Here is a 25,328-nt window from a genome sequence, read left to right on the forward strand (position 1 = left end):
GTTAGCGGAGGGATGCCGGTCGTGTTGATATTTCTGGGGTTCATCATTGTCGCCCTGTCGGTGTTCGGCGGCTTCTCCCTGTCCGGCGGGAGCCTGGGGCCGCTGTACCAGCCGATGGAGATACTCATCATCGTGGGGGCGGCACTGGGGTCGTTTATTGCCGGCAACAACGGCAAAGCGATCAAGGCTACCCTGCGCACCCTGTCCAGGCTCAGGCGCACCGGGAAGTACAACAAAGAGACCTATATGGACCTGATGGCGCTGCAGTACAAGCTGCTCAGCAAGATGCGTCGCGAGGGCGCCATGGGCATCGAAAAGGATATCGAAAATCCCGAGGAGAGCCCCCTCTTCGCCGAGCACCCGCGCATTCTCCGAGACGCGTTAATCATGGGCTTCATCACCGATTACCTGCGCCTGATGGTGAGCGGCAGCATGGACCCGCTGGAGCTGGACGAGCTGATGACCCATGAGATCGAGGCTTTTGAACACGAGGCCCGCATACCCGCCGATGCGCTGCTCAAGGTCGGTGACGGTTTGCCCGCATTCGGCATAGTCGCCGCGGTGTTGGGGGTGGTGAAAGCGCTGGCCTCGGCGGATTCCGGAGTCGCTGAAATCGGCGTGATGGTCGCGCACGCCCTGGTGGGCACCTTTATGGGCATCCTGCTCGCCTACGGATTCGTCAACCCGATGGCCAGCCGTATCGAGCGCCAGGTAGGGGAGGTGGTGAAGATACTGCAGTGTGTGCGCGTCACCCTGCTGGCCAGCCTGAATGGCTACGCGCCGCAGCTGGCAGTGGAGTTCGGCCGCAAGACCCTGGATACCGCCGAGAGGCCCACTTTCGGCGAGCTCGAGGGCCATGTGCGCGCTGGTCTGTCCAGCGTGTGAAGCCGGTGAGCAAGGTCGAACGCCGCATCGTCGTCCGGCGCCCGCGCAAGGGGCGTGAAGAGCATCACGGCGGCGGTTGGAAGATAGCCCTGGCGGACCTGATGACGGCACTGATGGCGCTGTTCCTGGTGTTGTGGATTATTTCCACCGCTTCGCCGCGGGAGCTGCAGGGGCTGGCCGAGTATTTCCGAACCCCCTTGGCGGTGGCCCTGAGCAATGGCGACCGGGACAGTGCCAGCACCAGTGTGATTCCCGGCGGCGGCCCGGACCCCGCCCATGCGGAGGGGGAACGGGCCCGGGTCGATCTGCGCACCCAGCGGTTGCCGGACGAGGTGCGCCGCAGTCTGCTCGAACTGCGCCACCGCATAGAGACCGTAATAGAGGCGGATCCGGAATTGCGCGACCTGCGCGAGCAGATGCGTTTCGAAATGACACCCGAGGGGATGCGCATACAGCTGCTGGATACCGAGAGCCGGCCCATGTTCCGCCTCGGCAGCGACCAGGTGGCGCCCTATATGCGCGACCTGTTGCGCACCCTGGCGCCACTGCTTAACGAACTGCCCAACCGGGTGGCCATCAGCGGCCATACCGACAGCCTCAGCTACGCCACCGGCGATGCCGGCTACAGCAATTGGGAATTGTCCACCGACAGGGCCAACGCGTCGCGGCGGGAATTGGCGGCCGGCGGCCTGGACGGAACCAAGCTGTTGCGCGTGGTCGGCATGGGCGATCGCGTGCCGCTGCCGGGCAGTGCCCCCGGCGACCCGGTGAACCGGCGGATCACCTTAACGGTGCTCAGCGAGCAGGCGGCGGCGAGGATTCTGGCCGGCAGCCGGCCCCGAGTACACCCAATGCGTGAGTGAAGATGGATATAACGGAATTCTACGACACCTTTTTCGAGGAGGCGGGCGAGCTTCTGGCGGAGATGGAATCCCATCTTCTGGAGCTGGACGTGGATGCCCCGGACCCGGAGCAGCTGAATGCCATTTTTCGCGCGGCCCACTCTATCAAGGGCGGCGCTGGAACTTTCGGTTTCGAGGCGCTGCAGCGCACCACCCACCTGCTGGAGAACCTGCTGGATTACACCCGCCGCGGCGAGTTGGCCCTGCGTCGCGACATAGTGGACACCTTTCTGGAAGCCAAAGACATGTTGAACGACCAACTGGAAGCCTATCGCCAGGGCGCCGAGCCGGATCCCGAGGCGCTGGAGCGGATCTGCCAGACGCTGCGGCAGCTGGCCCTGGAGGAAATCGGTGAGGAGGCCGATGTGGATGGCGAAAAGCCGCAGCCGGTGCCAGCCGTTGCGGCGCAGCCACCGGCGGAGCCGGAGCCCGCTTCCGCCGCCGATGGCCGCTATTCGGTGGCACTGCTGGGGGTGGCGGAAAAGGACCGCCAGTTGCTGATCGAGGAGCTGGGACAGCTGGGCCGGATAGAGGCGCAGTCCGGTAGCGGTGAGCGCTACGAGGTGACCCTGTCCACCTCCCTGGGGTGCGACGATATCGAGGCGGTGATGTGCTTTATCGTTGAGCCGGAGCAGCTGGAGATCCGCCCGCTGGGTCCGGATCAGTCCGCCGCGGAGAAAACGCCCGCGGAGAAAAGTCGCCCCGACACAGCCGCCGAACAGGCGCCGCGGGCTACGGCGCCGGCGGGCCGGGCCGCCGCGCCGGCGAACACCGCCGCAAGGGGCGGCGAGTCCACCTCGATTCGCGTGCCGGTGACCAAGGTGGACCAGATCATCAACCTGGTGGGCGAGCTGATCATCACCCAGTCGATGCTCAACCAGGTAGCGGCGGAATCCGGCGATATCAGGGACGGCAAACTGGTCAACGGTCTCAACCTGCTCGCCCGCACCGCCCGCGATCTGCAGGAGGCGGTGATGTCGGTGCGCATGGTGCCGATGGACTATGTGTTCAGCCGCTTTCCGCGCCTGGTGCGCGACCTGGCCGGCAAGCTGGGCAAGGAGGTGGAGCTGGTCACCGAGGGCAAATCCACCGAACTGGACAAGGGACTCACCGAACGCATTATCGATCCGCTCACGCACCTGGTGCGCAACAGCCTGGACCACGGCATAGAGACGCCGGAGCGCCGCGCCGCCGCCGGCAAGCCGCGCTGTGGCCGCCTGACCCTGTCCGCCCGCCACCAGGGCGGCAACATCCTGATCGAGGTGAGCGATGACGGCGGCGGTCTGAACCGCGAAAAAATACTCGCCAAGGCGCGCGGAAACGGCCTGGCGGTATCCGACAACATGGCCGACGACGAAGTCTGGCAGCTGATCTTCGCCCCCGGATTCTCCACCGCCGAAGCCGTCAGCGATGTATCGGGCCGCGGTGTGGGTATGGACGTGGTCAAGCGCAACATTCAGACCATGGGGGGCCATGTGGAGATCCTCTCCCGGTCGGGGCAGGGCACCACCACCCGCATAGTGCTGCCGCTGACCTTGGCGATTCTCGACGGCATGTCGGTGCGCGTCGGTGGCGAGACCTTCATCCTGCCGGTGAGCGCGGTGATCGAATCCCTGCAGCCCCGTGCGGAGGATCTCTACTCCATGGCCGGCGACGACCTGTTGCTCAAGGTGCGCGAGGACTATCTGCCACTGGTGGCGGTGCACCGGGCCATGGACGTGCGCGACGCCACCGAGGATCCGACCGGGGCCATCGCCGTGATAGTACAGGGCGAGGGGCGCCGCTATGCCCTGCAGGTAGACGAACTGATCGGCCAGCAGCAGGTGGTGGTCAAGAACCTGGAAACCAATTACCGCAAGGTTCCGGGCGTGTCCGCCGCCACCATCCTCGGCGACGGCAGCGTGGCCCTGATTCTGGACATCGCCGAGCTACACCGGCTCAGCCTGAGCAAGAAAGAAAACCCCATATTCGGGTCGCGCGAGCCGGCCCGGCGCCAACAGGAGGTAGAACCGTTATGAGCAATGCCAGCGCACTGGAAAATGCCGCCGCCGTCGAGGGTGGCGAGCGGGAATTCCTGGTCTTCTCCCTGGGGGAGGAAGAGTACGCCATCGATATCCTCAAGGTGCAGGAAATCCGCGGTTACGACAATGTAACCCGCATCGCCAACGCCCCGGACTTTATCAAGGGCGTCGCCAACCTGCGCGGCGTGATAGTGCCGATCGTGGACCTGCGCATCAAATTCCGCCTCTCCAGCGCCGAGTACGACGAGCAGACGGTGGTGATCGTGGTCAACATCGCCGGGCGTGTTGTCGGCATCGTCGTCGATCGCGTCTCCGATGTTATGACCCTCGGCGGCGAGCAGATAAAGCCGGCACCGGAGTTCGGCGTCAGCCTGCCGCTGGATTACATCGAGGGCCTGGGCAACCTGGAGGAGCGCATGCTCGTGCTGGTGGATATCGAGAAGCTGCTTACCAGCGAGGAGATGGCGCTGGTGGAAGAGGCTGGGGAGTAGTCGCCGATGCGCAACAACCAGCCGGTCAGCAACCGGGAATACAGCCTGCGCGACGACCACTTCCTGATCTCGCGCACCGACCTGCGCGGCAATATCACCTACGCCAACCCGGCCTTCGTGGAAGTGAGCGGCTACAGCCGCGAAGAATTGGTCGGCGCACCGCACAACCTGGTGCGCCACCCGGATATGCCCCGGGAGGCCTTCGCCAACCTGTGGGACACCATCAAGCGGGGCGAGACCTGGATAGGCCTGGTCAAGAACCGGCGCAAGAACGGCGACTACTACTGGGTCAAGGCCCATGTCACCCCGGTGATCGAAGACGGCCGCACGGTGGGCTATGTCTCGGTGCGCCTGAAGGCCGACCGGGATGCAGTGGCGCGGGCGGACGAAGACTACCGGGCGCTGCGCGAAGGCCGCGGCCGCCACCTGGCCCTCCATCGCGGGCGCCTGGTATCGCGCAGTCTGCGCGGCAGGCTCGACCGCATTAATTTCGCCTCTCTCAAAGTGCGTCTGGGCATGCTGGCCGGCACCGCGGCGCTGCTGCTCGCCGGCAGCAGCGCCCTCGGCTGGCGGGCACTGACCGCCGCCTCTGCCGGGGAGGTGTCCACGGCCCTGCTCGGCGGCCAATTGGCCCTGTTCGCCCTGGGCACACCGCTGCTGGCCCTGCTGGCGTTTGGCGCCGGGCGTGCGGTATTGCGGCCGCTGCGCGACGCGGAGACCTTCACCATCCAGATCGCCGCTGGCAACCTGGGGGCGCGCCCGCCACAGCGGGTCCACAGCGAAGTGGGGCACCTGGCCGCGGCGCTGGACATTATGCGCAGGAGCCTCGGCAGTATCGTCAGCGAGGTCAACGGCAGTATCGCCGTAGTCGCGCCGGCGGCGCGCGAGATAGCCGCCGGCAACGAGGATCTGTCCTCCCGCTCCGAACAGCAGGCCGCTTCTCTGCAACAGACGGCGTCGAGCATGGAGGAGATGACCGCCACCGTCGGCCAGAACGCGGACAATGCGCGCCAGGCCAGCGGCCTGGCCGCCGACGCCTCCCGCACCGTTCGCGAAAGTGGCGATGCGATGCGGCAGGTGGTGGAAACCATGGGGCGTATCACCGCCAGTTCACAGAAGATGGCGGCGATTATCGAGACCATCGACGGTATCGCCTTTCAGACCAATATTCTCGCCCTCAACGCCTCCGTGGAGGCTGCCCGCGCCGGCGAGCACGGTCGAGGTTTCTCGGTCGTGGCCCAGGAGGTGCGCAATCTGGCCGGCCGTTCCGCCGATGCCGCGCGGGAGATTCGCGGCCTGATCGACGGCTCCGCGCGGGAGATCGACAGCGGTGCCGGGCTGGTGCGCCGGGCCGAGGCCTCAATCGCGTCCGTGGTGGATACAGTGACCCGGGTCAGCGACATCATGGAGGAGATATCCGCGGCCTCCGCCGAGCAGAGTACCGGCCTCACGCAGATCAATCAGGCAGTGGCACAGATGGATGAGGTGACTCAGCAGAATGCCGAGCGCGTACAGTCCTCGGCCCGCGCCTCCGCCGCCCTGCGGGCGCGTGTTGAGCTGCTCGCCCAGGCCACCGCCGTTTTTCGCCTGCAGGGGGCTGGGCGAGAGGAGCTGCGCGCGGGCAGCCATAGGTTTCCCGAAGCCGGCGCGCCGGCCCTGTTGCCAGCGGAGTGATGGTCTTGAGTTCAACTGTTTCCGGCCCCGCTCGCGCGCCTGCTGAGGGGGCCCCGCTGCAGCGGGATCTGGTGCTCACCGACGGCGATTTTGCCCGTATCCGCGAGCTGATCGGCCAGCGCGCCGGCATAGTGCTGGCCGATCACAAGCGCGACATGGTGTACAGCCGTATAGGCCGGCGTGTGCGGCAGCGGGGCCTGACCCGATTCGGCGACTACCTGGCGGAACTGGAGCGCAGCGCCGGCGGCCCCGAGTGGGAGGCGTTTACCAACGCGCTCACCACCAATCTCACGTCTTTTTTCCGCGAGGCGCATCACTTCCCGCTGCTCGCCGAGCATTTTCGCGGACGCCCTGGACCGGCGCGGGTGTGGAGCGCCGGTGCTTCCACCGGGGAGGAGCCCTATTCCATCGCCATGACACTGGTGGAGTCTCTGGGGGAGGGCGCGGATATTCAGGTGCTGGCGACGGATATCGACACCGAGGCTCTGGAGCGGGCGCGGCAGGGCATCTACTCCCTGGAGCAGGTGCGCCGCCAGTTGGATGAGCAGCGCATCCGGCGTTTCTTTCTCAGAGGCAGCGGCAGGCGTACCGGCTTCGCGCGCGTGCGCCCGGAACTGGCTGCGCGGGTGCGCTTCGAGCGGCTCAATCTGGTCCGGGGCGACTGGCCGATAAACCAGCGCTTCGATGCCATCTTCTGCCGCAACGTGATGATCTATTTCGACAAGACCACCCAAGCGCGCATCCTGGAGCGTTTTGCGCCGCTGTTGAAACACGACGGCCTGTTGTTCGTCGGCCACTCGGAAAGTTTTTCCCATATCAGCGACCGCTTCCGCCTGCGAGGCCAGACGGTTTACACCCTGGGGTGAGGAAAGACCATCTGTTGGCCCATTGCGGCATGGTTTTTCAGGAGCCGGCTAAAGCGGCGCGCCCCGCTGCCGATGAATAAACAGTGACGCGGCGCCCGTGGCACCGCTAGGAGGAACAGATTTTGTCAGAGGAAAAAATCAAAGTTCTGTGCGTGGATGACTCGGCGCTGATCCGCGGCCTGATGAGCGAAATCATCAACAGCCAGCCGGATATGGAAGTGGTGGCGGTGGCGCCGGACCCACTGGTGGCGCGCGACCTGATAAAGCGTCACAACCCGGACGTGCTGACCCTGGACGTGGAAATGCCGCGCATGGACGGTTTGGATTTCCTCGAGCGCCTGATGCGGCTCCGCCCCATGCCGGTACTGATGGTCTCCTCCCTGACCCGCGCCGGCTCCGAGATCACCCTGCGAGCCCTGGAACTGGGTGCGGTGGATTTCGTGCAGAAACCGGAGATGGGCATTCGCAGCGGCATGCTCGAATACGGCGCCCTGATCGCCGACAAGATACGGGCCGCTGCCCGCGCCCGGCCGCGGCGCGCGCAGCAGCGGACATCACCCGGAGGGCTCAAACCGGTGCTGGTGTCCAGTGAGAAGCTGGTGATCCTGGGGGCCTCTACGGGTGGGCCCGAGGCGATCCGCCAGGTGCTCGAGCCGCTGCCGGCCAACAGCCCGGCGATACTGATCGCCCAGCATATGCCGGCGGGTTTTACCCGCTCCTTTGCCGAGCGGCTCGACAGACTCTGCCGCATCGGCGTCAAGGAAGCCGAGGACGGCGAGCGGGTGCTGCCGGGGCACGCCTATATCGCCCCCGGCGATCGCCACCTGAAACTGGATCGCAGTGGCGCCAACTACCTGGTGCGGCTCGATTCGGGGCCGGCGGTCAACCGGCACCGCCCGTCGGTAGACGTGCTCTTCCACTCGGCGGCACAGAAAGCCGGTCGCAACGCTATAGGTGTGCTGCTTACCGGCATGGGTCGGGACGGCGCCGCCGGCCTGTTGGCCATGCGCGAAGCCGGGGCGCCGACACTGGCCCAGGATGAGGAGACATCCCTGGTATACGGCATGCCCCGCGAGGCAGTGGCCCTGGGCGCAGCCGACGAAGTCGTGGCGCTGGAGAATGTGGCCGCGCGCATGATGTCGCTGGCCGCGGCCTCGGGGCGCGCACAGCGGGTTTAGAAAAATTGCAACAAGGGAACCTCTGAATAATTCCGCAATGCCTCAGAAAGTCAGAGGTATCGCGGAACTATTCAGAGGTTTCCAAGAATCCCTGCGAGGACGGACGAGGAGGAAACGCCGCCCATGACCAAGCTGATCCGGAATCTCAATATCAACGCGATAGTGGCGGGAGTGCTGGTGTGCTGCACCCTGCTGATGGCGGGGCTGGCCGCTTTGCGCATCAGCACCAGCCAGGTGGGTGAGGAATCCATCCGCTCCCTGCATCGGATCAACGTGCATGAGCTGCACGATATCTTCCGAGCCATCACCCTGCTCAACCAGGGCCGCATCGAGATGAATCTGGCCGCCGAGGAGCTGGGCGCCGGGCGCAAATTGAGCGCGGGCACCTACCTGGACGAGGCCGGCCCCCTGTTGGCGCGCGCAGGCGAAAAATTTTCCGCCCTGGAGAAAACCGAAGGGGCCGAGGGGGAGTCCGGGGCATTCGGCAAACTGGCCGCCGCCTTTCCGGAGCTCCTCGGCGAGATACAGGCCCAATACCAGATGCTGCGGCAGGAGAGGCCGGACTTGCAGGGGTTCCGCGAAGTACAGGAGGACGTGAGCTTTCTCAACGATGATCTGAACTCGGCCCTGCTCGATTATCTGGACCGGGCGGGCGAGGACAGCGCCGCGATCATGGCCGACTTCCGCGATAAGAGTGATCACTACGGCAGCATCGGCACAGCCGTGCTGGCGGTAATCCTGCTGATCCTGGCGCTCATCTACCTGCTGTTGCGCAACACCGTGGTAAGGCCTCTCGGCGAGGCAGTGGACAACCTGCAGCGCATTGCACAGGCGGACCTGTCGCAGCCGATTAGTGACCACGGGCGCAACGAGATCGGCAAGCTGTTTGGCGCCATGCGCGAAGTGCAGGACAGCCTCGGCAGCATAGTCACCCAGGTGCGCGCCGGCAGTAATTCCATCTACACCGGTTCTTCGGAAATTGCCCGCGGCAACGCCGACCTGTCCGCGCGCACCGAGCAGCAGGCCGCCTCACTCGAGGAGACCGCCACCAGCATGGAAGAACTCACCGCAACGGTGAAACAGAACGCGGACAACGCGCGGCAGGCCAGCGGGCTCGCCAACGATGCGTCCGGCACCGCGACCCGCGGCGGCGAGGTGATGCAACAGGTGTCCGCCAAGATGCAGGGCATCACCGAGAGCTCACGCAAGGTGGCGGAGATCACCGGCATGATCGATTCCATCGCCTTCCAGACCAACATCCTCGCGCTGAATGCCTCGGTAGAGGCGGCCCGCGCCGGCGAGCAGGGACGCGGCTTCGCCGTGGTGGCCGGGGAGGTGCGCAACCTGGCCGGAAACAGTGCCGACGCCGCGCGCCAGATCAAGGCGCTGATCGAGAAATCCGTCAGTGAAGTGGAGGAGGGGGCCGACCTGGTGGCCCAAGCCGGCGAGACCATGAAAGAAGTCGTGGCCGCCGTGAAGCGGGTGACCGACATCATGGACGAGATTTCCGCCGCCTCCCAGGAACAGAGCAGTGGTATCGAACAGGTCAGCCGCGCGGTCAGCCAGATGGATGAGACCACCCAGCAAAACGCGGCTCTGGTGGAAGAGGCCACCGCTGCGGCGGCGTCTCTGGAGGAGCAGGCCCGACGCCTGGAAGAGGCGGTGGCCGTGTTCCGCCTCTCTGCCGAGGCGGAGTCCACGGCGGTTGCCCCGGAGCGCAGCGTCGATGAGGTGTCGGCGCCTGCAGCCAATGACACCGAAGAGGCCCAAGAGGAGAGCGCCACACAGCGCCGGGGCGCGCACCGCGCCACCGGATCCGCGGACGAGCCGCGTCGCGAGCCGGTCGCCGCAGGCGAAGACGAGTGGGAAGAGTTTTAATCGAAGACCTAGTGGGAAGTACAAAAATGGATAAAGGTATGAAAATTCTGGTGGTGGACGATTTCCCCACCATGCGTCGCATCATCCGCAGCCTGTTGAAAGAATTGGGTTTCACCAACGTGGAGGAGGCGGAGGACGGCCAGGAGGCGCTTTCCAAACTCGCAGGTGGTGATTTCGAATTCGTGATATCGGACTGGAATATGCCCAACCTGGATGGCCTCGACATGCTCAAGCAGATCCGCGCCGACGAGACCACCAAGGCCCTGCCGGTGCTGATGGTTACCGCCGAGGCGAAAAAGGACAACATAGTGGCGGCCGCCCAGGCCGGTGCCAACGGCTATATCGTTAAGCCTTTCACCGCCGCGACCCTGGAAGAAAAGCTCAACAAGATTTTCGAAAAGCTGGGGAAGTAGGGCCCACCTTTGAGGAGAAAAGATTATGAGTGGTGAGGCACGGCAACTGGTTGCTCCGGAAGGCTGCCCCAACGACGACCTGATTCAACGCATCGGGCAGCTCACCCGGATGCTGCGCGAAAGTATGCGCGAACTGGGCCTGGACAAGGAGGTGGAAAAGGCGGCCAAGGCCATCCCGGATGCCCGCGCCAGGCTCAACTATGTGGCCTCGATGACCGAGCAGGCGGCGGAGCGGGCCCTCAATGCGGTGGACAGGGCACAGCCGCTGCAGGGCGAGATAGAGTCCCGCGCTGAGGCCCTCGACAAACAGTGGCAGGCCTGGTTCGAAAACCCGAAAGAGCTGGATGAGGCCCGCGAGCTGGTCAAAGACACCCGCAGCTACCTGAAATCGGTGCCGGCTATGGCCCGCGAGACCAGCAAGGAACTGCTGGAGATCATGATGGCCCAGGACTTCCAGGACCTGACCGGCCAGGTGATCAAAAAAATGATGGATGTGATCCAGGAAGTGGAGCACCAGCTGCTGCAGGTATTGCTGGAGAGCGTGCCCGAGGGCGAGGAGCGCGAGGCCCTGAAGCGGCGCCTCGAGGACGGCAGCGCCGCGGACTGCCGCAAGCGCGAGGAGGCCTCTCTGATCAACGGCCCGCAGATCGGCCAGGGCGGCGACGATGTCGTCAGCAGTCAGGATCAGGTGGATGATCTGCTCGACGAGCTCGGTTTCTGAGGCCGGTGCCGAGTCACGGCCCCGCGACATGCCACCGCTAGCCCCTGAATCAGCGCCCCCTGGCAAAAAAACGCGGGGCGCTTTTTCGGAATAAGCGCCCCGAAGCCCCTCTTATTCCCTCTTTGGCCGCGGCGGCCCTGGCCGACAATGGCCGGCACCCGAACAACCGCCGAGTGCCCCATGGCCGACGACAGCGAAGATCAGGAAAAGACCGAAGCGGCCACGCCCCGGCGCCTGCAGAAGGCCCGCGAGGAGGGGCAGGTGGCCCGTTCCCGCGAGTTGGCCACGGTGCTGTTGCTGGCGGGCGGTGTCGGCGGCCTCTGGGCCCTGGGGCCGCGCCTGTTCGGCCAGGTGGGCGTGGTTATGGAGCAGTCCTTCCTGTTCGAGCGCCGGCAGGCGTTCGACACGAGCGTTATGCTGATCAGCGCCGCCGACCTGGGGGCGCGTACCCTCTTCTCGCTGCTGCCTCTGTTCCTGCTGCTGGCCGCAGTCGCACTGGTGGCCCCGAACCTGCTCGGTGGTTTTCTGATCTCCGCCAAGTCCCTCAAACCCCAGTTCTCCAAGTTGAATCCACTCAAGGGCCTGAAGCGGCAGTTCTCCTCGCAGGCGCTGGCGGAACTGGCCAAGGCCATCGCCAAGTCACTGCTGGTGGGCGGCGTGGTGGCCACGTTCCTGATGGCCAGGCGCGGCGAATTTATGGCCCTGATGGACATGCCCAGGGAGCAAGCCCTCGCGGCCGCGCTGCAGCTGGCGGCCCAGGCCTGCGGGCTCATGGTGCTGTCCCTGGTCGTGGTGATATTGCTCGACGTGCCCTACCAGCTGTGGAGCCACGCAAAAAAACTGCGCATGAGCAAGGAGGAGGTCCGGCGCGAGCACAAGGAGACGGAGGGCGATCCGCAGTTGAAGGGTCGCATCCGCCAACAGCAGCAGGCCATGGCCCGCAGCCGCATGATGAGCAAGGTCCCCGAGGCGGATGTCATTGTCACCAACCCCACCCACTACGCCGTGGCCCTGCGCTACGACGAATGCAGTATGGCGGCGCCGCGGGTGGTGGCTAAGGGCGTCGACGCCGTGGCCGCGCGCATCCGCGCGCTGGGGGCGGACAGCGGCGTTCCGCTGCTGGAGGCGCCGCCGCTGGCGCGCGCCCTCTACCGCCACGTGGATCTGGACCGGGAGATCCCCGGCCAGCTCTATACCGCCGTGGCCGAGGTGCTGGCGTGGGCCATGCGCCTGCGCCGCGCCCGCGATGGCGACGGCGCCTTCCCCGAGAAACCGGCCAATCTGCCGGTTCCCGAAGAGATGGAGCCAAAGAAATGATGGAGAGAGTTCAGTGAATGTGATGAGCCGGTATCTGGGTATGGGCAGCCTCGGCAATCCAGACGGCAAGGTGCTGGCGGGGCCGGTACTGATACTGCTGATCATGGCGATGCTGATACTGCCGTTGCCGCCCTTCGCCCTGGACATGTTTTTCACTTTCAACATCGCCCTGTCGCTGATGGTGTTGCTGGTCAGCATGTTTACCCTGAGGGCGCTGGACTTCGCCGCCTTCCCGGCGGTGCTGCTGTTCACCACCCTGCTGCGCCTGGCCCTGAACGTGGCCTCCACACGGGTGGTGCTGATGGAGGGGCACCAGGGCGGCGCCGCCGCCGGCAAGGTGATCGAGGCCTTCGGCCAGTTTCTGGTGGGGGGCAACTTCGCCGTGGGTCTGGTGGTCTTCCTGATTCTGGTGGTGATCAACTTTATGGTGATCACCAAGGGCGCCGGACGCATCGCCGAAGTCGGTGCGCGCTTTATGCTCGACGCCATGCCCGGCAAACAGATGGCCATAGACGCCGACCTCAACGCAGGCCTGATCGGCGAGGAGGAGGCCCGCAGCCGCCGCGCCGAGGTGGCGCGGGAGGCGGACTTCTACGGCTCCATGGACGGCGCCAGCAAGTTCGTGCGCGGCGATGCGGTGGCCGGCCTGGTGATCATGGCGGTGAATATTATCGGCGGCCTGCTGATCGGCACCATGCAGCACGACATGTCTTTTGCCGACGCCGCGCGCACCTACACCCTGTTGACCATCGGCGACGGCCTGGTGGCGCAGATTCCGGCACTGGTGATTTCCACCGCCGCCGGTGTCACCGTATCCCGGGTCAACACCGACCAGGACGTGGGCCAGCAGATGATCGAGCAGCTGCTGACCAATCCCAGGGTACTTTTCCTCGCCGCCGGCGTCATGGGCCTGCTGGGGTTGGTGCCGGGGATGCCGAATTTCGTCTTCCTGTTGTTCACCCTTGCCCTGGGCGGCCTGGCCTGGTTTATCGGCCGGCGCCGGGACGACCGCCTGGCGGAGGAGCAGATGCAGGCGGAGGCGCCGCCGCAACAGGAGGCCCCCGAGGCCAGTTGGGACGACGTGGAGCTGATCGACACCCTGGGGCTGGAAGTGGGCCACCGCCTGATTCCGCTGGTGGACCAACGACAGCAGGGGGAGCTGCTGGGGCGCATCAAGAGCGTGCGCCGGAAGTTCGCCCGGGAGCTGGGCTTTCTGCCGCCGGTGGTGCATATCCGCGACAATCTGGAACTGGGTCCCAACAGTTATGTGGTGACCCTTAAGGGCGCCGAGGTGGGGCGCGGCGAGGCCTTCCCGGGCAAGTGGCTGGCGATCAATCCGGGCCAGGTCACCGGAGAACTGGCCGGCAACGCGACCGAAGACCCGGCCTTCGGGCTGCCGGCGGTGTGGATAGACGCGGAGCAGCGCGAACAGGCCCAGGCCTACGGCTACACGGTGGTGGATGCCGGCACCGTGGTGGCCACGCACTTCAACCACCTGCTGCACCGCCACGCCGCCGAGATGCTCGGCCGCCAGGAGGTGCAGCAGCTGCTCGACAAGCTGGGCGGCGACAACAAGAGCCTGGTGGAGGAGGTGGTGCCCAAGGTGGTATCGCTGACGGTGCTGCAGCGCATACTGCAAAACCTGCTCGACGAGGAAGTGCCCATCCGCGATATGCGCAGCATCCTCGACACACTGGCAGACTGCGAGGGCAAGCAACAGGATGTCCACGAGCTCACCGCCCGGGTGCGTATCGCCCTGGGCCGCGCCATCACCCATCAATGGTTCCCGGGGCGGGAGGAGCTGCGCGTTATCGGTCTGGACGACCGCCTGGAGCAGGTGCTGTCGCAGGCCCTGGATGGCGGCGGTGCCCTGGAGCCGGGTCTGGCGGATACCCTGATGGCCCAGGCCGCCGCGGCCCTGGAGCGCCAGGAGACCGCCGGCGATCCGCCGGTACTGGTGGTGCCGCACAACCTGCGTCCGCTGCTGGCACATTTCCTGCGCCGGCGCCTGCGTCAAATGGCGGTGCTGTCACAGGCGGAGATTCCCGACGACCGCCACCTGCGCGTCACCAACCTGATCGGCGGCGCGACCTGAGACTTGGCGCGGGCAGCTCAAAAGCCTGCCTGAAGTCTTCGCAAGTCCGGTTGTGGGAACCCGGGCAAGACTGCGGGTGGGCGCTAACGGCAAAAAAGCCGCTAACAAGACCTTCTTTTCCCCGCTTCCAAATTTTTTCCACCGCAAATAATGGATCGGCGCCGGTATTGGTTTCTTGCCGGCGCCCGAGACACGAGAAGTGATAGCCGAGGTATTGCCCGGGGAATCGAATGTATACGGCACAGGGAAAAATAAAACGAGACGCACTGCTGGAACAGCATCTGCCCATGGTCCGGCGCCAGGCGCTGGCCCTGCAGGTGAAGCTGCCCTCCGGCATAGACCTGGACGACCTGATCCAGGCCGGCACCCTGGGATTGCTCGACGCGCTGCAGCGTTTCGATCCCAACGCCGGCGCCAGTTTTTCCACTTTTGCCAGCCAGCGTGTTCGCGGTGCCATGATCGACGAGTTGCGCACCCGCGACTGGCTGCCGCGCAGCGTGCGCCGAAATGCGCGCGCGGTGGAGCAGCAGCTGTACAAGTTGGAACAGCGTCTGGGGCGCCCCGCCAGCGAGCGCGAGATCGCCGCGGAAATGGGGATGGGGCTGGAGGAGTACCGGCAGCTGCTCAACGACACCAACTGCGGTCACCTGCTGCCCTACGAGGAACTGGTGGCGGAGAGCGGCGAGCCGGAGGCGGGCGCCGAGGGCCCGCTGTCGCCCTTCGCCGCCCTGGTGGACCGGGAGCAGCGCGAGCGGCTGGTGGAGGCCATCGAGGCACTGCCGGAGCGGGAAAAACTGTTGATGGCGCTCTACTACCAGGAAGAGCTGAACCTGAAGGAAATAGGTGCAGTGCTCGGTGTTACCGAATCCCGCGTGTGCCAGTTGCACAGCCAGGCGATCAAGCGCTTGCGGGCGAAACTCGCGGCGCAATAGCGGCGGCACATCGCTGCGCCGTATTATTAAGCTGACAATAAAATACATGAATCCTCATATATTTTGTTGTCGCCCGCGAAATACTGGCGCAGATACGCGAATCTGCTGGTATTTCGCAGGCTCGCGCCGGCCGATGGCCGGCGGCGGCACATCCCTGTGCCGCACTAACCCGTTAACCTATTCGGTTGCCGGGCTGATAGATCCGCAGCAGCCGCCTTTACTTTGACCCGATTACAGATTCAACCCGAATTCCAGCGCCGCGCCGAGGGTGTCGCCGGAGGACTTGACTGCGGCCAGGTGCAGGTGCAAGACGTCGAAGGGCGAGAAGCCGAAGCCGGCGCTCGCCACGCCGTCGACATTGCCCTCCAGATCGTGGCGGTAGCCGAGGCGCAGCTGTACCCAGTCTGCCACATCCAGTTCCACACCAGCGCGTGCGAAGCGCGTCTCGCTGTCGGGGAGACCACCCCTGGTCAGATCCAGGTCGAGCAGGGCGGTCAGGGTTTCGCCATTGTAGCCGGCACCGGCGCTGACCAGCGTTTCGGTGGGGACCCTGTTGCCGCCCACGGTTTCGTAGTCCCGCTCCACCAGGTTGCGCGCGGAAAGACCGAAGCGGGCGTTGCGCCAGGCGAGCGCGACGCCCAGATCCAGGTTGTAGCCGCTCTCTTCGGTGGTGTAGGCATCGGAATCCAGGTCGTCGGCGTCGTAGCTGCCGGCGGAGGCGCTGTACTCGATCGTCTCTACCGTCTGGTGTTTGGGGGTGACGCCGAGCGACAGCTGCCAATCCGGGCTGCCCATGGGAATGCTGCGGGCCAGGGCCAGGCCCACTTCGCGCACGGCGCGGCCGCTGGCGCTGGCGGTGGAGGTCAGCCGGTTTTCCAGGAGGGGCTCCAGTCGCAGGTTTTCCAGGTACTCGCGGTCTTCGTCGCTGTAGTGGAAGCCTGCGGAAATCAGCAGCTTCTGCCGCGCGAACAAAATCGCGCTGACCAGTTCATTGGGAACTGCCACGCTGAACTGGGCACCGAACTCGCCGCCGAGAGCGCCCTCGGAGAGATCGGAGAGCAGGGTGGATATTTCCCGCAGGTCCTCCTCAGTGGCGAGCGTGCCGTCGAGCTGATCGAGCCGCTCCTGCAGTGCATCGCCGACATCGAGAAAATCGTTGCGCTCGTCGGCGATGGCGCCGGCATTCAGGAAACTGCCGAAGTCATCGCCGTCGCGAAAGAATACCGCGTTGGCCGGGTTGATGATGGCGCCGACGGTGTAATCACCGCCGGCGACGCCCGCGCCGCCCATGGCGCTGGTGCGACCGCCGAGCACCTCGGCGGCAGCGGTGCCAGCAGCAAAAACCAGTGCCGAAGAAAGTGTGGCCAGTTTGGTTTTCATGCTTTATTCGTCCCGGTTCAGCCGGACAGGCGGAAGTTGATGGGCATGGTGAATTCATAGCTCTTGAGGCCCAGCTCCACCGGTATTGGCGGGTAGGGGTTGGCGCGCTCTATGCTGCGCAGGGCTTCCCGGTTGAGGGTGGAGTAGCTGGATTCCTCCAGAACTTCGATATTCTGTACCTGCCCCTTGGCATCGATGGTGACACGCAGCTGAACTTCGCCCTCCCAGTTGCGCTCTACTGCACGCTTGGGGTATTTGATGTGCTTGACGGTGTGGCGCTTCAGCTCAGACGCGTAGTCTTCGAGAGAAGCGCTGGCGGCGCCGGCGTTCAGCGCTGCGGTGGACAGCGCCAGGGCGAAAAAGAGGTTCATCAGTTTCATGGCTTGGTTCCCCGGTAAAAGTTTTCCGGATCACAGATTTCCGGAGGTTTGACGTAGTTGCGCCTCCATGGGGGCGCGTCGGCAGGTCGAATCGACCTGCTACTTCTCACTATCGGCGGAGTTTGAACGGGCTTTAGCCGAGGGGCTGTTCGGGTGGGGTTTCCGGCGGTGGATATTCAGAAAGTGTATTTCACGGAAAACTGCAGGCGCTGCAGTTTGCCCTCGTCGTCCGCGAGATTTCCGCGCGCGTTTTCCACCTCCTTGGCCGCCAGAATATACTCACAGCCCAGGGTCATTTCCGGCGCTGGCGAATAGAGCAGGTTCAGCTGCAGGCTGCGATAGGCGGAGGCGGTGGTATCCGGGACTGTGTCCGGATTGTCCGCCCGGGACGCGGACAGCACCAGGTTGCTGCGCCAGCCTTCGTTCCAGAAGTGGCGCAGGGCGACGAAGCCGCCGCTCTGATCGATCAGTTCTATATCGCCGTCCGCCCCGACAATACCGGCGCGAAAACCGTTCAGGCCCATATAGCGGCCCAGTGCATTGCCGGAACTGAGCATAAAGCGGATGTCGCCGCGGTCCAGCTGGTATCTGCCGGAAACACTGATGGCGTGGCCGCGTTCGGATTCCCTTCGCTCGCCGTTGTCGTAGGCAAGTTCGCGGCTCAGGGAGGCCACGGCGTAGTGAAAGTTGCCGGCGCTGGTGTTGTAGCGCAGGACCAGGTCCGGTGTGCCATTGTCGTCGAAGGGGTTTTTCGAGCCCGCGATATTCAGGGGGTCGTACAGGGTGGAGGCGGGGTTTTCCGCGGCCAATTGCAGGCTGCCGCTACCTGTCTTGTAGGTGTAGCGCAGCTGCGGTTGGCGTTCGAAGACCGTGCCCACCGGGCCGACAAAATCCAGGCTCTCCGGCAGCGCGCCCACATTGAAGAAAGTGGACCAGCTCTGGCCAGCCAGCAGTCCGTTGTGCGCGTCCACCTGCCAGTCTACATAGGCGTGGCGCAGCCGCTGTGCGTAGGAATTGCTGGTGCGCTCATCTCCCTGGCCACTGGCCACGGCGTCGATTTCCAGATGCGTGCGCACTTCGCTGCCGGCCAATGTGCTGCGGCTCTTGATAAACAGGCGTGAGGTCTTGGCCTGGGCGTGGAACTTTGTATCTCCGTCCTCGCCGCCTACCGGTATCGTCGAAGGAACCAGGAAGTCCTCGCCGATGGCGGAGGTGGCGGAACGCCCGTCGGTATAGTCGCTGAACTGGCTGTCGAGCTTGATAAAGCCGCCTATAGAAATCCGGGTTTTCCCTTTCTGCTGCGCCGTCAGCGGGGTTTCGAGCTCGGCCTGCTCTGCCAGTTGCGCGACCTGAGCCTGAAGTTCTTCGATGCGCAGTCGCAGTTTCCCTTCGCCGCCTTGGGCCGCGGCGAGCTGTGGTGCCAGGTGCGCCACCGAAAAGGCCAGCAGGCCCACAGGAAGACGCGCTCGGTTGTTCTTGCTGAACATTTTCAAATCTCTTGTGGCTTACCGGGGGTCGTCGTCCCCGGCGCTCATGGCGTATTGCACCTGACGGGCCCAGGCCGTTGCATGGCGGTAGGCTGCCTCGTAGAAACGGGTATCCTGCAGCATTTTCAGCGCATCGAAGCGGCCCTGTTCGTAGTGCTCCACCTCACCGAGGATCTCGCCCAGGCTGCCGCTGCGCTCGAGCAGGGCGCTCTTGACTTCTCTGGCGAGGGGCACCTGCTCCATCAGGTCGGGCATGGCGATATCCATCAGGGCGTCCAGCTGTGACAGCAGGCCGACGATAAAGTGGTTGACGGTATTGTCGCGCCCGGCGATTTCCGCCAGTACCTCGCACATGCGCCCGCGCACCAGCATGCTGCGGGTCAGTGCCTCCGGCTTGTCGCCTTCGTCCGCCACCAGGAACAGGTTGGCCCAGCGCTTGATCTCCTCGAGGCCCAGCAATCCGATGGCGTGGGAGACGGAATATACTTCCCGGTGCAGACCTACAGCGGCGGAATTCACTACTTTCAGTATCCGGTAGGTGAGGTTGGCATCCTTGAGGGCTATTTCCTCCAGGCGCAACGGAGAGGCGTCGGGGCTTTGCAGTTCCGATAGCAGCTGCAGCAGCAGCACCTTGTTGCCGGTAATTTTTTTGCCTTTGATGGGCGCGGGCGCGCTGAGGAAATCCCCCTGGTAGTAGTCAAAATCCAGTTCCGTGCAACGCTGGAAACGCTCGCGGCTGTCGATATTGTCGGCCAGTATCTCGACGCCGTAGGCGCGCAGTTTGTCCGCGGCCCGGCGCAGTGCCGCCTCGTCCAGTAGGCGGGTGTCCAGCTTGACGATATGCACCAGATCCAGCAGCACATCCAGTTCACTGTCATCGGAATCGTAGCCGGCCAGGATCAGGCGGTAGCCGCGCTGGGCCAGGTGCTTGAGCCGCTCCACCCGCTCGGAGGTGAGCAGCATCCCGTCGGGTAACTCCAGTAGGTACTGGTCTTTGGGCAGATCGGGAAGCTCGGGCGCCAGGATCACTTCGTCGGTGACCTTGAGAAAGCTGGGTACCCTGCGCAGCCGTCCGCCCTGGAACAACTGGGTGTAGGTGCCGAGGATCACCGGGCTGCTGGCTTCTATGTCCGACAGAGTCGCGCCCTGCTCCTGGGCTTCTCCCTGCAGCAGAAGCTCAAAGGCGGACACCTCCTGGTCGCGGGAATACACCGGCCGGCAGGCCAGGGCCACGTCGAGCAGGTCGTCTTCAATGGTGTCTGGTAATCGTGTCACGCTTGTCGACTCTCCAATTGCGCAGAAGAAAGAGTGAACCGGGAAAAGAACGGCTCTGAGTCGGCCCTACGCCCGTGAGCTGATGCGTCCGGCGCTGCTGCGGGCACGGCCGTCGGGGCCGTAGAGGTCTCTGCCCGCCGCTTGCTGGAGGAAGTCCAGCAGGCGCCGGTTGTGTTCCATGCGGATATCGATCAGGGCACCGTTGCCTCGGTTCAGCGCCTCTGCCTCACTGGCGCACTCGCGGATAGCGCGCCACAGGGGCAGGCAGCCGGCATCGGCAGCGGCGCGTTCGTCGCCCGCGCGATCGTCGCTGTAACCCAGGCGGCGCAACGCCTGGCGGCGCTGACGTTCGAAGTCTTCCAGTTCCGCCAGCCGCCGTTTTTTTTGCTCGGCCAGCTCCGCCAGCCGGGTGCCGTTCACCTTGCCTTCCAGCAGTGTGGCGCGCTCCTCCCGCAGCAGTGCCCGCAGCTGCTGCAGCCGCGCCATCTGCCTTTCCAGGGAGTCTGCCAGTGCCACTGTGTTACGGCTCCAGCAGTTCGCGCAGGCTGTCAATCAGGCCGTCGGCGATCCTGTCGGCGCGTATTTCCAGGCGGCCCTCGGCAATCGCCTGACGAAGTTCCTCCACCCGGGTGCTGTCTATGTCCTGACTGCTGTCGGCGCCCGGCTGGCGCAGCCGGCTGACACTGGCGGAGGCCTCCGCGGCTGTGCCTTTGGCCACGGCGGCAGTTTCGTCGCCGCGCCTGCCTTCGCCCAAGGCCTTCGCCGGTGTCAGTTGGGTAATGTTGTCGATTTTCAAAGGAAGTACTCCGTTATTCTTCAGTGGCTATATCGGCGCTTTTCACCGCTTCTTTAATTACCACCTGTGAATGGCGTCACAAATTCAGAAGCTGACCTGCGCCCGTCCGGCGCCACTTACCACGGCGGACACCACACTCCGGTCTGGCAGGCGCACCCGTACCGGTTCGCCCAGTGCGCCGTTGTCCAGGGCGATGCCCTCGCGGGCGATGCGAAAGCCGCGACCGCGGGCTTCCAGGGTGACCGCCTGGCGCCGCCGCACCAGCGGTCGCGGCTTGAGCAGATGTTCCTGCAGCACCGTGCCGGCGCTCAGGGGGCGGCTGGCCACCTGGCCGAGTATTCGTTCGGGTTCCAGTATTGCTCCCCGCGGCAGGGAGGCCAGGTCACCGCGAGCCCGGCGCAGCATGCTCTGCTCGATCGGGGTGCCGGCCTCTATGGCGCGGGCACTGACCCAGTAACTGCCGACCACCGACACCCGCGCCTGCAGGTAGCGCACCCGACCTTCCGGGCCGCAGCGCACGCCCACGGTGACCCGCCCGCGCAGCTTCTGCTCGCTGCCGGGCAGGAAGGGGCGGGGCCTTTCGCAGCGCGGCAGTTGCGCGGCGGGTTGATGTACTTCGATCTTTACCTCCGCTCCCGCCACCTGGCTGTGTCGCTGCAGAAATTGGTGCGCGGCCTTTACCGCGGGATCTGTTGCCGCGGCGGCGGAGAGCGTTTGTGCGGCCAACAGCAGGGCGGCCAGTGATTTGCGTTTTTTTTTCATCTGTCCGGGTGCTGTTTGTGTCGATTCCCTGGCGCGTTTGTTTGAGGGGATTCTAAGTGGGGTGCCTGCGGGTGAAGAGCGGAAATAGGGGTAAAACTCCGGCTTGTTTTTCCATTTGCTATTGCGCCGGCGGCTGTAGTCTCCAGCCTGACCAAGTAAGACCCCGGGAGTGACGGCATGATCGACCGACTCACCGCCGCCCTGAATTTCGATCGGGAGGCGCTCAACCTGCGCCACGAGCGCCACAAGGTGCTGGCCGGCAATATTGCCAATGCGGATACGCCCAACTACAAGGCCCGTGATTTCGATTTTTCCAGAGAGCTTGCCCGCGCCGTGAAGCAGGGCGGCGCAGAAGGCGGCCTGGCACTGCGCACCACCTCATCGCGACACCTGACCGCCGGTGCCTCGGCGGCGGCTTCGCTGGAGCTGCTCTACCGGGTGCCGGACCAGCCGAGCCTGGACGGCAACACCGTCAATATGGATGTGGAGCGCAGCCGCTTCGCGGACAACACGGTGCGCTACCAGGCGGCGCTGACGATTCTCAACGGCCGCATCCAGGGCCTCAAGTCGGCGATGCAGCCGGAATAAGCGCAGTATTAACCCGGCGATAAATATTGCCGGGTTAATAGCGGCACTGGGAGGTGTCGCCGCCAGCCGCAGGCTGGCGCGAGCCCTTGAAATGCAGGCAAATCCACGTATTTGCGCCAGTATTTCAAGGGCGACGAACAAATATATCAGGACGATATATTTGTTCGCCGGGTTAATAAAAGGAACAGGAGAGCCCCGTGTCCATGTTTTCGATTTTTGAAATCTCCGGCTCGGCCATGACCGCCCAGGCCCAGCGTATGAATGTCTCCGCCAGTAACCTGGCCAATGCGGACAGTGTGGCCGGCCCGGACGGCCAGGCCTACCGCGCCAAACAGCTGGTGTTTGAGGCCCGCGGTCGCGATGGCATCGGCGGCGTGGCGGTGCGCGGCCTGGTGGAGGACCCGTCGCCGCTGCGCCGCGAGTACCGCCCCGAGCATCCGCTGGCGGATGCCGAGGGTTATGTGCAGATGCCCAACGTGGAGCCGGTCAACGAGATGGTCAATATGATTTCTGCGTCCCGCTCCTACCAGGCCAACGTGGAGGTCATGAACACCGGCAAGCAGCTGATGATGAAGACCCTGACCCTGGGAGAAAACTGATGGCCGCGACCAATGTGATCGACAGCGGGGTGCGCGGTGCCCTGAACGCAACGGCAGGGGGCTCGACCCGCAACGGCGGCGTCGAGCTGCAGGACAGTTTTATGACTCTGCTGGTGGCCCAGCTCAGGAACCAGGACCCGATGAATCCGATGGAAAACGCGGAGATGACCTCCCAGCTGGCGCAGATCAATACCGTCAGCGGTATTCAGAGTCTGAACGACACCCTGGAGGGCATCACCGGCCAACTGGATGCCAGCCAGCTGCTGCAGGCCACCGGCCTGATCGGCAAGGGGGTACTGGTGCCCGGCGAGCGGGTACTGGTGGGAGAGACGGGCGCAACCACTCCCTTCGGCATAGAGCTGCCGCAGGCGGCGGACGAAGTGCGCATCACCATCCGCGATGGTAACGGCGAGGTGGTGCGCAGTTTCGAACCCTTCGCCCTGGATGCCGGTGTCGAGTCTTTCACCTGGGACGGTACTGCCGACGACGGCGCAGCCGTGCCCGAGGGTGCCTACACGGTTTCCGTCGAGGCGCTCGCCGACGGCGAGCCGGTGGACGGCACTCTTCTCAGTTATGCCCTGGTCAACGGCGTCAGCCTGGACGAGCGGGGCGCGCCGCTGCTGGATCTGGGCGGCATTTCCGAACCTGTCGACCTCGGCGACATACGCCAGATTCTCTGACGAATATTTCAAGGAGCAAACAATGGGATTTTCACAGGCACTCAGCGGCCTCAACGCCGCCGCCACCAACCTGGACGTGGTGGGTAACAACATCGCCAACTCGCAGACGGTCGGCTTCAAGGGCTCCAGCGTGCAGTTCGCCGACGTCTATACCGGCGCCCTGGCCGGCCAGGGCACCCGGGTGGCGGCGGTGTTGCAGGACTTCTCCAACGGCACCCTGGAATCCACCGGCCGCAACCTGGACCTGGGGATCAACGGCAACGGTTTCTTCCGCTTCACCCAGGGCGGCGAGGTGCTCTACTCGCGCAACGGCCAGTTGACCCTGACCCGCGAGGGCTATTTGGAGAATGCCCAGGGCGCGCGCCTGACAGGCTTCCCCGCCGGGGTCGGCACCGGCGGTCAGCCGGAGGTGCTGCAGGTGCCCGCCGGCGCCATGAACGCCACCGCCACCACCGCCGTCGAGGCCTCTTTCAATCTGGATGCGACAGTCGCCGTTATCGACCGCGCGGTGACCCCCTTCGACACCGCGGACGCCAACAGCTACTCCTATGCCAACACCGGCACCGCCTACGACTCCCTGGGCGTGCAGCACACCATGACCACCTACTTCACCAAGACCGCCGACAACACCTGGGAGGTGCGGGTAGCGGTGGACGGCAGCGACGACACCACCAACGTGGGCCAGCTGATCTTCAACAGCAACGGCACCCTGGACAGGGCCGCCAGCAGTTTCCCCACCTACAGCTTTGCGCCGGGTGGCGGCGCCGACCCGCTGAACTTCACCGTCACCTTTGACGGCAGCACCCAGTTCGGCAACGACTTCGCGCTGGATTCCCTGACCCAGAACGGCTACGCCGCCGGTGCCCTGGTGGGCATCAGTTTCGACGAGGACGGCAACATCATCGGCAACTACGCCAACGAGCAGAGCCAGGTGCTGGGCACTGTGGCCCTGGCCAACTTCCGCAATCCGGAGGGGCTGACCCCGGCGGGCGACAACGCCTGGGTGGAGTCCGGGAGCTCCGGCCAGCCGCTGCTGGGTCTGGCGGGCTCCGGCCAGTTCGGCACACTGGAGTCGGGTTCAGTGGAAGTGTCCAACGTGGACCTGACGCGGGAACTGGTGGACCTGATCGTGGCGCAGCGCAACTACCAGGCCAACACCCAGACCATCAAGGTGCAGGACGAGGTACTGCAGAGCGCGGTGAACCTGCGCTAAGCGGATCGGGAGCTGAAAAATGGATCGCATTCTCTACACCGCCATGAGCGGTGCGCGCCAGAGCATGGAGCAGCAGGCGGTGGTTAGCAACAACCTGGCCAACGCCTCCACCGCCGGCTTCCGCGCCCAGCTGCAGGCGCTGCGTGCGGTGCCGGTGCAGGGCGACGGCCTGCTGCCCACGCGCGTCTCGGTGATGGCCTCGACGCCGGGGGCGGATTTCAGTGCCGGCCCGGTGAACGCTACCGGCCGCGACCTGGACGTGGCCCTGCAGGGCAATGCCTGGCTGGCGGTGCAGGCGGTCGATGGCAGTGAGGCCTATACCCGCCGCGGCGACCTGCAGGTGGACGCCAACGGCATGCTCTCCAGCGCCGGCCGCCCGGTGATCGGCGAGGGAGGGCCAATCGTGGTGCCCCTGGGCGCGGCACTCTCCATTGGCGCCGACGGCACCATCAGCGCCATAGGTGCGGGCGAGGACCCGGAGGCCCTGGTGCAGGTGGGCCGGCTCAAACTGGTGACGCCCGGTGCGCAGCCCCTGCAGCGGGGCGAGGACGGTCTGTTCCGCGCACCGGCGGGGGCCGGCCCGCTGCCCGGCGACGAAAACGCGCGCCTGATCAGCGGCGCCCTGGAGGGCAGCAATGTCAACGCGGTGGAATCCATGGTGGCCATGATCGACAACGCGCGCCGCTACGAGATGCAGATCAAGGTGATCGAGAGCGCCGACGAAAACGCCCGGCGGGCGGACAACCTTTTATCCATTGAATAGAAAACCAAGGGCTGCCCGGCCAAGACAGTGGC

At 64.9% G+C, this 25,328-nt stretch carries 25 protein-coding genes; 18 read left to right on the top strand and 7 right to left on the bottom strand.

The window, feature by feature from the left end:
* The first annotated feature begins 21 nt into the window (after nt 1-21).
* The 13 genes from motA to ACXAF3_RS11780 all read left to right on the top strand — a co-directional run bounded on the left by motA (nt 22) and on the right by ACXAF3_RS11780 (nt 15,373).
* Complete coding sequence (motA, locus tag ACXAF3_RS11720) at nt 22-885, top strand: flagellar motor stator protein MotA (RefSeq protein WP_475112488.1); 864 nt, start codon at nt 22-24, stop codon at nt 883-885.
* Nucleotides 886-890: 5 nt separating this feature from the next.
* On the top strand, nt 891-1,748 hold the full coding sequence (gene motB, locus ACXAF3_RS11725) for a flagellar motor protein MotB (RefSeq protein ID WP_475112489.1): 858 nt from the start codon (nt 891-893) through the stop codon (nt 1,746-1,748).
* Between the two features lie 2 nt (nt 1,749-1,750).
* Nucleotides 1,751-3,805 (top strand): chemotaxis protein CheA, encoded by a 2,055-nt coding sequence (gene cheA, locus ACXAF3_RS11730; RefSeq protein WP_475112490.1) that lies wholly within the window; start codon nt 1,751-1,753, stop codon nt 3,803-3,805.
* Nucleotides 3,802-4,299: a chemotaxis protein CheW gene (locus ACXAF3_RS11735; protein ID WP_475112491.1), complete on the top strand. Its 498-nt coding sequence runs from the start codon at nt 3,802-3,804 to the stop codon at nt 4,297-4,299. Before cheA ends, ACXAF3_RS11735 begins: the two co-directional genes overlap by 4 nt.
* Before the next feature lie 6 nt (nt 4,300-4,305).
* A complete protein-coding gene (locus tag ACXAF3_RS11740; RefSeq protein WP_475112492.1) occupies nt 4,306-5,973 on the top strand; it encodes a methyl-accepting chemotaxis protein in 1,668 nt (555 codons plus the stop codon).
* Between the two features lie 5 nt (nt 5,974-5,978).
* A complete protein-coding gene (locus ACXAF3_RS11745) occupies nt 5,979-6,839 on the top strand; it encodes a CheR family methyltransferase (protein ID WP_475112493.1) in 861 nt (286 codons plus the stop codon).
* 122 nt (nt 6,840-6,961) lie between these two features.
* The gene (locus ACXAF3_RS11750) at nt 6,962-8,017 is read left to right on the top strand and encodes a protein-glutamate methylesterase/protein-glutamine glutaminase (RefSeq protein WP_475112494.1); all 1,056 of its coding nucleotides are present in this window, start codon (nt 6,962-6,964) and stop codon (nt 8,015-8,017) included.
* Nucleotides 8,018-8,140: 123 nt separating this feature from the next.
* The gene (locus tag ACXAF3_RS11755) at nt 8,141-9,895 is read left to right on the top strand and encodes a methyl-accepting chemotaxis protein (protein WP_475112495.1); all 1,755 of its coding nucleotides are present in this window, start codon (nt 8,141-8,143) and stop codon (nt 9,893-9,895) included.
* A 26-nt stretch (nt 9,896-9,921) separates the two neighbouring features.
* Nucleotides 9,922-10,308, top strand: a complete 387-nt coding sequence (gene cheY / locus ACXAF3_RS11760; protein WP_475112496.1) for a chemotaxis response regulator CheY — start codon at nt 9,922-9,924, stop codon at nt 10,306-10,308.
* 25 nt (nt 10,309-10,333) lie between these two features.
* Nucleotides 10,334-11,029 (top strand): protein phosphatase CheZ, encoded by a 696-nt coding sequence (gene cheZ / locus ACXAF3_RS11765; protein ID WP_475112497.1) that lies wholly within the window; start codon nt 10,334-10,336, stop codon nt 11,027-11,029.
* A 180-nt stretch (nt 11,030-11,209) separates the two neighbouring features.
* Nucleotides 11,210-12,346 carry a flagellar biosynthesis protein FlhB gene (flhB, locus tag ACXAF3_RS11770; RefSeq protein ID WP_475112498.1) on the top strand — a complete coding sequence of 379 codons (1,137 nt, stop codon included), beginning with the start codon at nt 11,210-11,212 and terminating at the stop codon, nt 12,344-12,346.
* 22 nt (nt 12,347-12,368) lie between these two features.
* Complete coding sequence (flhA, locus tag ACXAF3_RS11775) at nt 12,369-14,441, top strand: flagellar biosynthesis protein FlhA (RefSeq protein WP_475112499.1); 2,073 nt, start codon at nt 12,369-12,371, stop codon at nt 14,439-14,441.
* A 230-nt stretch (nt 14,442-14,671) separates the two neighbouring features.
* Nucleotides 14,672-15,373, top strand: a complete 702-nt coding sequence (locus tag ACXAF3_RS11780) for an RNA polymerase sigma factor FliA (protein ID WP_475112500.1) — start codon at nt 14,672-14,674, stop codon at nt 15,371-15,373.
* 231 nt (nt 15,374-15,604) lie between these two features.
* Here the strand turns inward: ACXAF3_RS11780 and traF are convergent, their stop codons facing one another.
* The 7 genes from traF to flgA all read right to left on the bottom strand — a co-directional run bounded on the left by traF (nt 15,605) and on the right by flgA (nt 21,453).
* Nucleotides 15,605-16,753: a conjugal transfer protein TraF gene (traF, locus tag ACXAF3_RS11785; RefSeq protein WP_475112501.1), complete on the bottom strand. Its 1,149-nt coding sequence runs from the start codon at nt 16,751-16,753 to the stop codon at nt 15,605-15,607.
* A gap of 17 nt (nt 16,754-16,770) precedes the next feature.
* Nucleotides 16,771-17,133, bottom strand: a complete 363-nt coding sequence (locus tag ACXAF3_RS11790; RefSeq protein ID WP_475112502.1) for an energy transducer TonB — start codon at nt 17,131-17,133, stop codon at nt 16,771-16,773.
* Between the two features lie 176 nt (nt 17,134-17,309).
* A complete protein-coding gene (locus ACXAF3_RS11795; protein ID WP_475112503.1) occupies nt 17,310-18,620 on the bottom strand; it encodes a DcaP family trimeric outer membrane transporter in 1,311 nt (436 codons plus the stop codon).
* Between the two features lie 18 nt (nt 18,621-18,638).
* Nucleotides 18,639-19,895, bottom strand: coding sequence for an EAL and HDOD domain-containing protein (locus ACXAF3_RS11800; RefSeq protein ID WP_475112504.1), 1,257 nt, complete (start codon nt 19,893-19,895; stop codon nt 18,639-18,641).
* A 66-nt stretch (nt 19,896-19,961) separates the two neighbouring features.
* A complete protein-coding gene (locus ACXAF3_RS11805; RefSeq protein WP_475112505.1) occupies nt 19,962-20,411 on the bottom strand; it encodes a flagella synthesis protein FlgN in 450 nt (149 codons plus the stop codon).
* 4 nt (nt 20,412-20,415) lie between these two features.
* On the bottom strand, nt 20,416-20,691 hold the full coding sequence (gene flgM / locus ACXAF3_RS11810) for a flagellar biosynthesis anti-sigma factor FlgM (protein WP_475112506.1): 276 nt from the start codon (nt 20,689-20,691) through the stop codon (nt 20,416-20,418).
* Nucleotides 20,692-20,775: 84 nt separating this feature from the next.
* Nucleotides 20,776-21,453 carry a flagellar basal body P-ring formation chaperone FlgA gene (gene flgA, locus ACXAF3_RS11815; RefSeq protein WP_475112507.1) on the bottom strand — a complete coding sequence of 226 codons (678 nt, stop codon included), beginning with the start codon at nt 21,451-21,453 and terminating at the stop codon, nt 20,776-20,778.
* A 177-nt stretch (nt 21,454-21,630) separates the two neighbouring features.
* On the opposite strand from flgA, the gene flgB reads away from it, so the two are divergent.
* The 5 genes from flgB to flgF all read left to right on the top strand — a co-directional run bounded on the left by flgB (nt 21,631) and on the right by flgF (nt 25,296).
* Nucleotides 21,631-22,041 (top strand): flagellar basal body rod protein FlgB, encoded by a 411-nt coding sequence (gene flgB, locus ACXAF3_RS11820; protein WP_475112508.1) that lies wholly within the window; start codon nt 21,631-21,633, stop codon nt 22,039-22,041.
* 203 nt (nt 22,042-22,244) lie between these two features.
* Nucleotides 22,245-22,640, top strand: coding sequence for a flagellar basal body rod protein FlgC (flgC, locus tag ACXAF3_RS11825; RefSeq protein ID WP_475112509.1), 396 nt, complete (start codon nt 22,245-22,247; stop codon nt 22,638-22,640).
* Nucleotides 22,640-23,320 carry a flagellar hook assembly protein FlgD gene (flgD, locus tag ACXAF3_RS11830; protein WP_475112510.1) on the top strand — a complete coding sequence of 227 codons (681 nt, stop codon included), beginning with the start codon at nt 22,640-22,642 and terminating at the stop codon, nt 23,318-23,320. The genes flgC and flgD overlap by 1 nt, the downstream gene beginning before the upstream one ends.
* A gap of 22 nt (nt 23,321-23,342) precedes the next feature.
* A complete protein-coding gene (flgE, locus tag ACXAF3_RS11835) occupies nt 23,343-24,533 on the top strand; it encodes a flagellar hook protein FlgE (protein WP_475112511.1) in 1,191 nt (396 codons plus the stop codon).
* Between the two features lie 19 nt (nt 24,534-24,552).
* Nucleotides 24,553-25,296: a flagellar basal-body rod protein FlgF gene (gene flgF, locus ACXAF3_RS11840; protein ID WP_475112512.1), complete on the top strand. Its 744-nt coding sequence runs from the start codon at nt 24,553-24,555 to the stop codon at nt 25,294-25,296.
* Nucleotides 25,297-25,328 lie beyond the last annotated feature (32 nt).

This window comes from Microbulbifer sp. ABF4_143 (assembly GCF_056160225.1).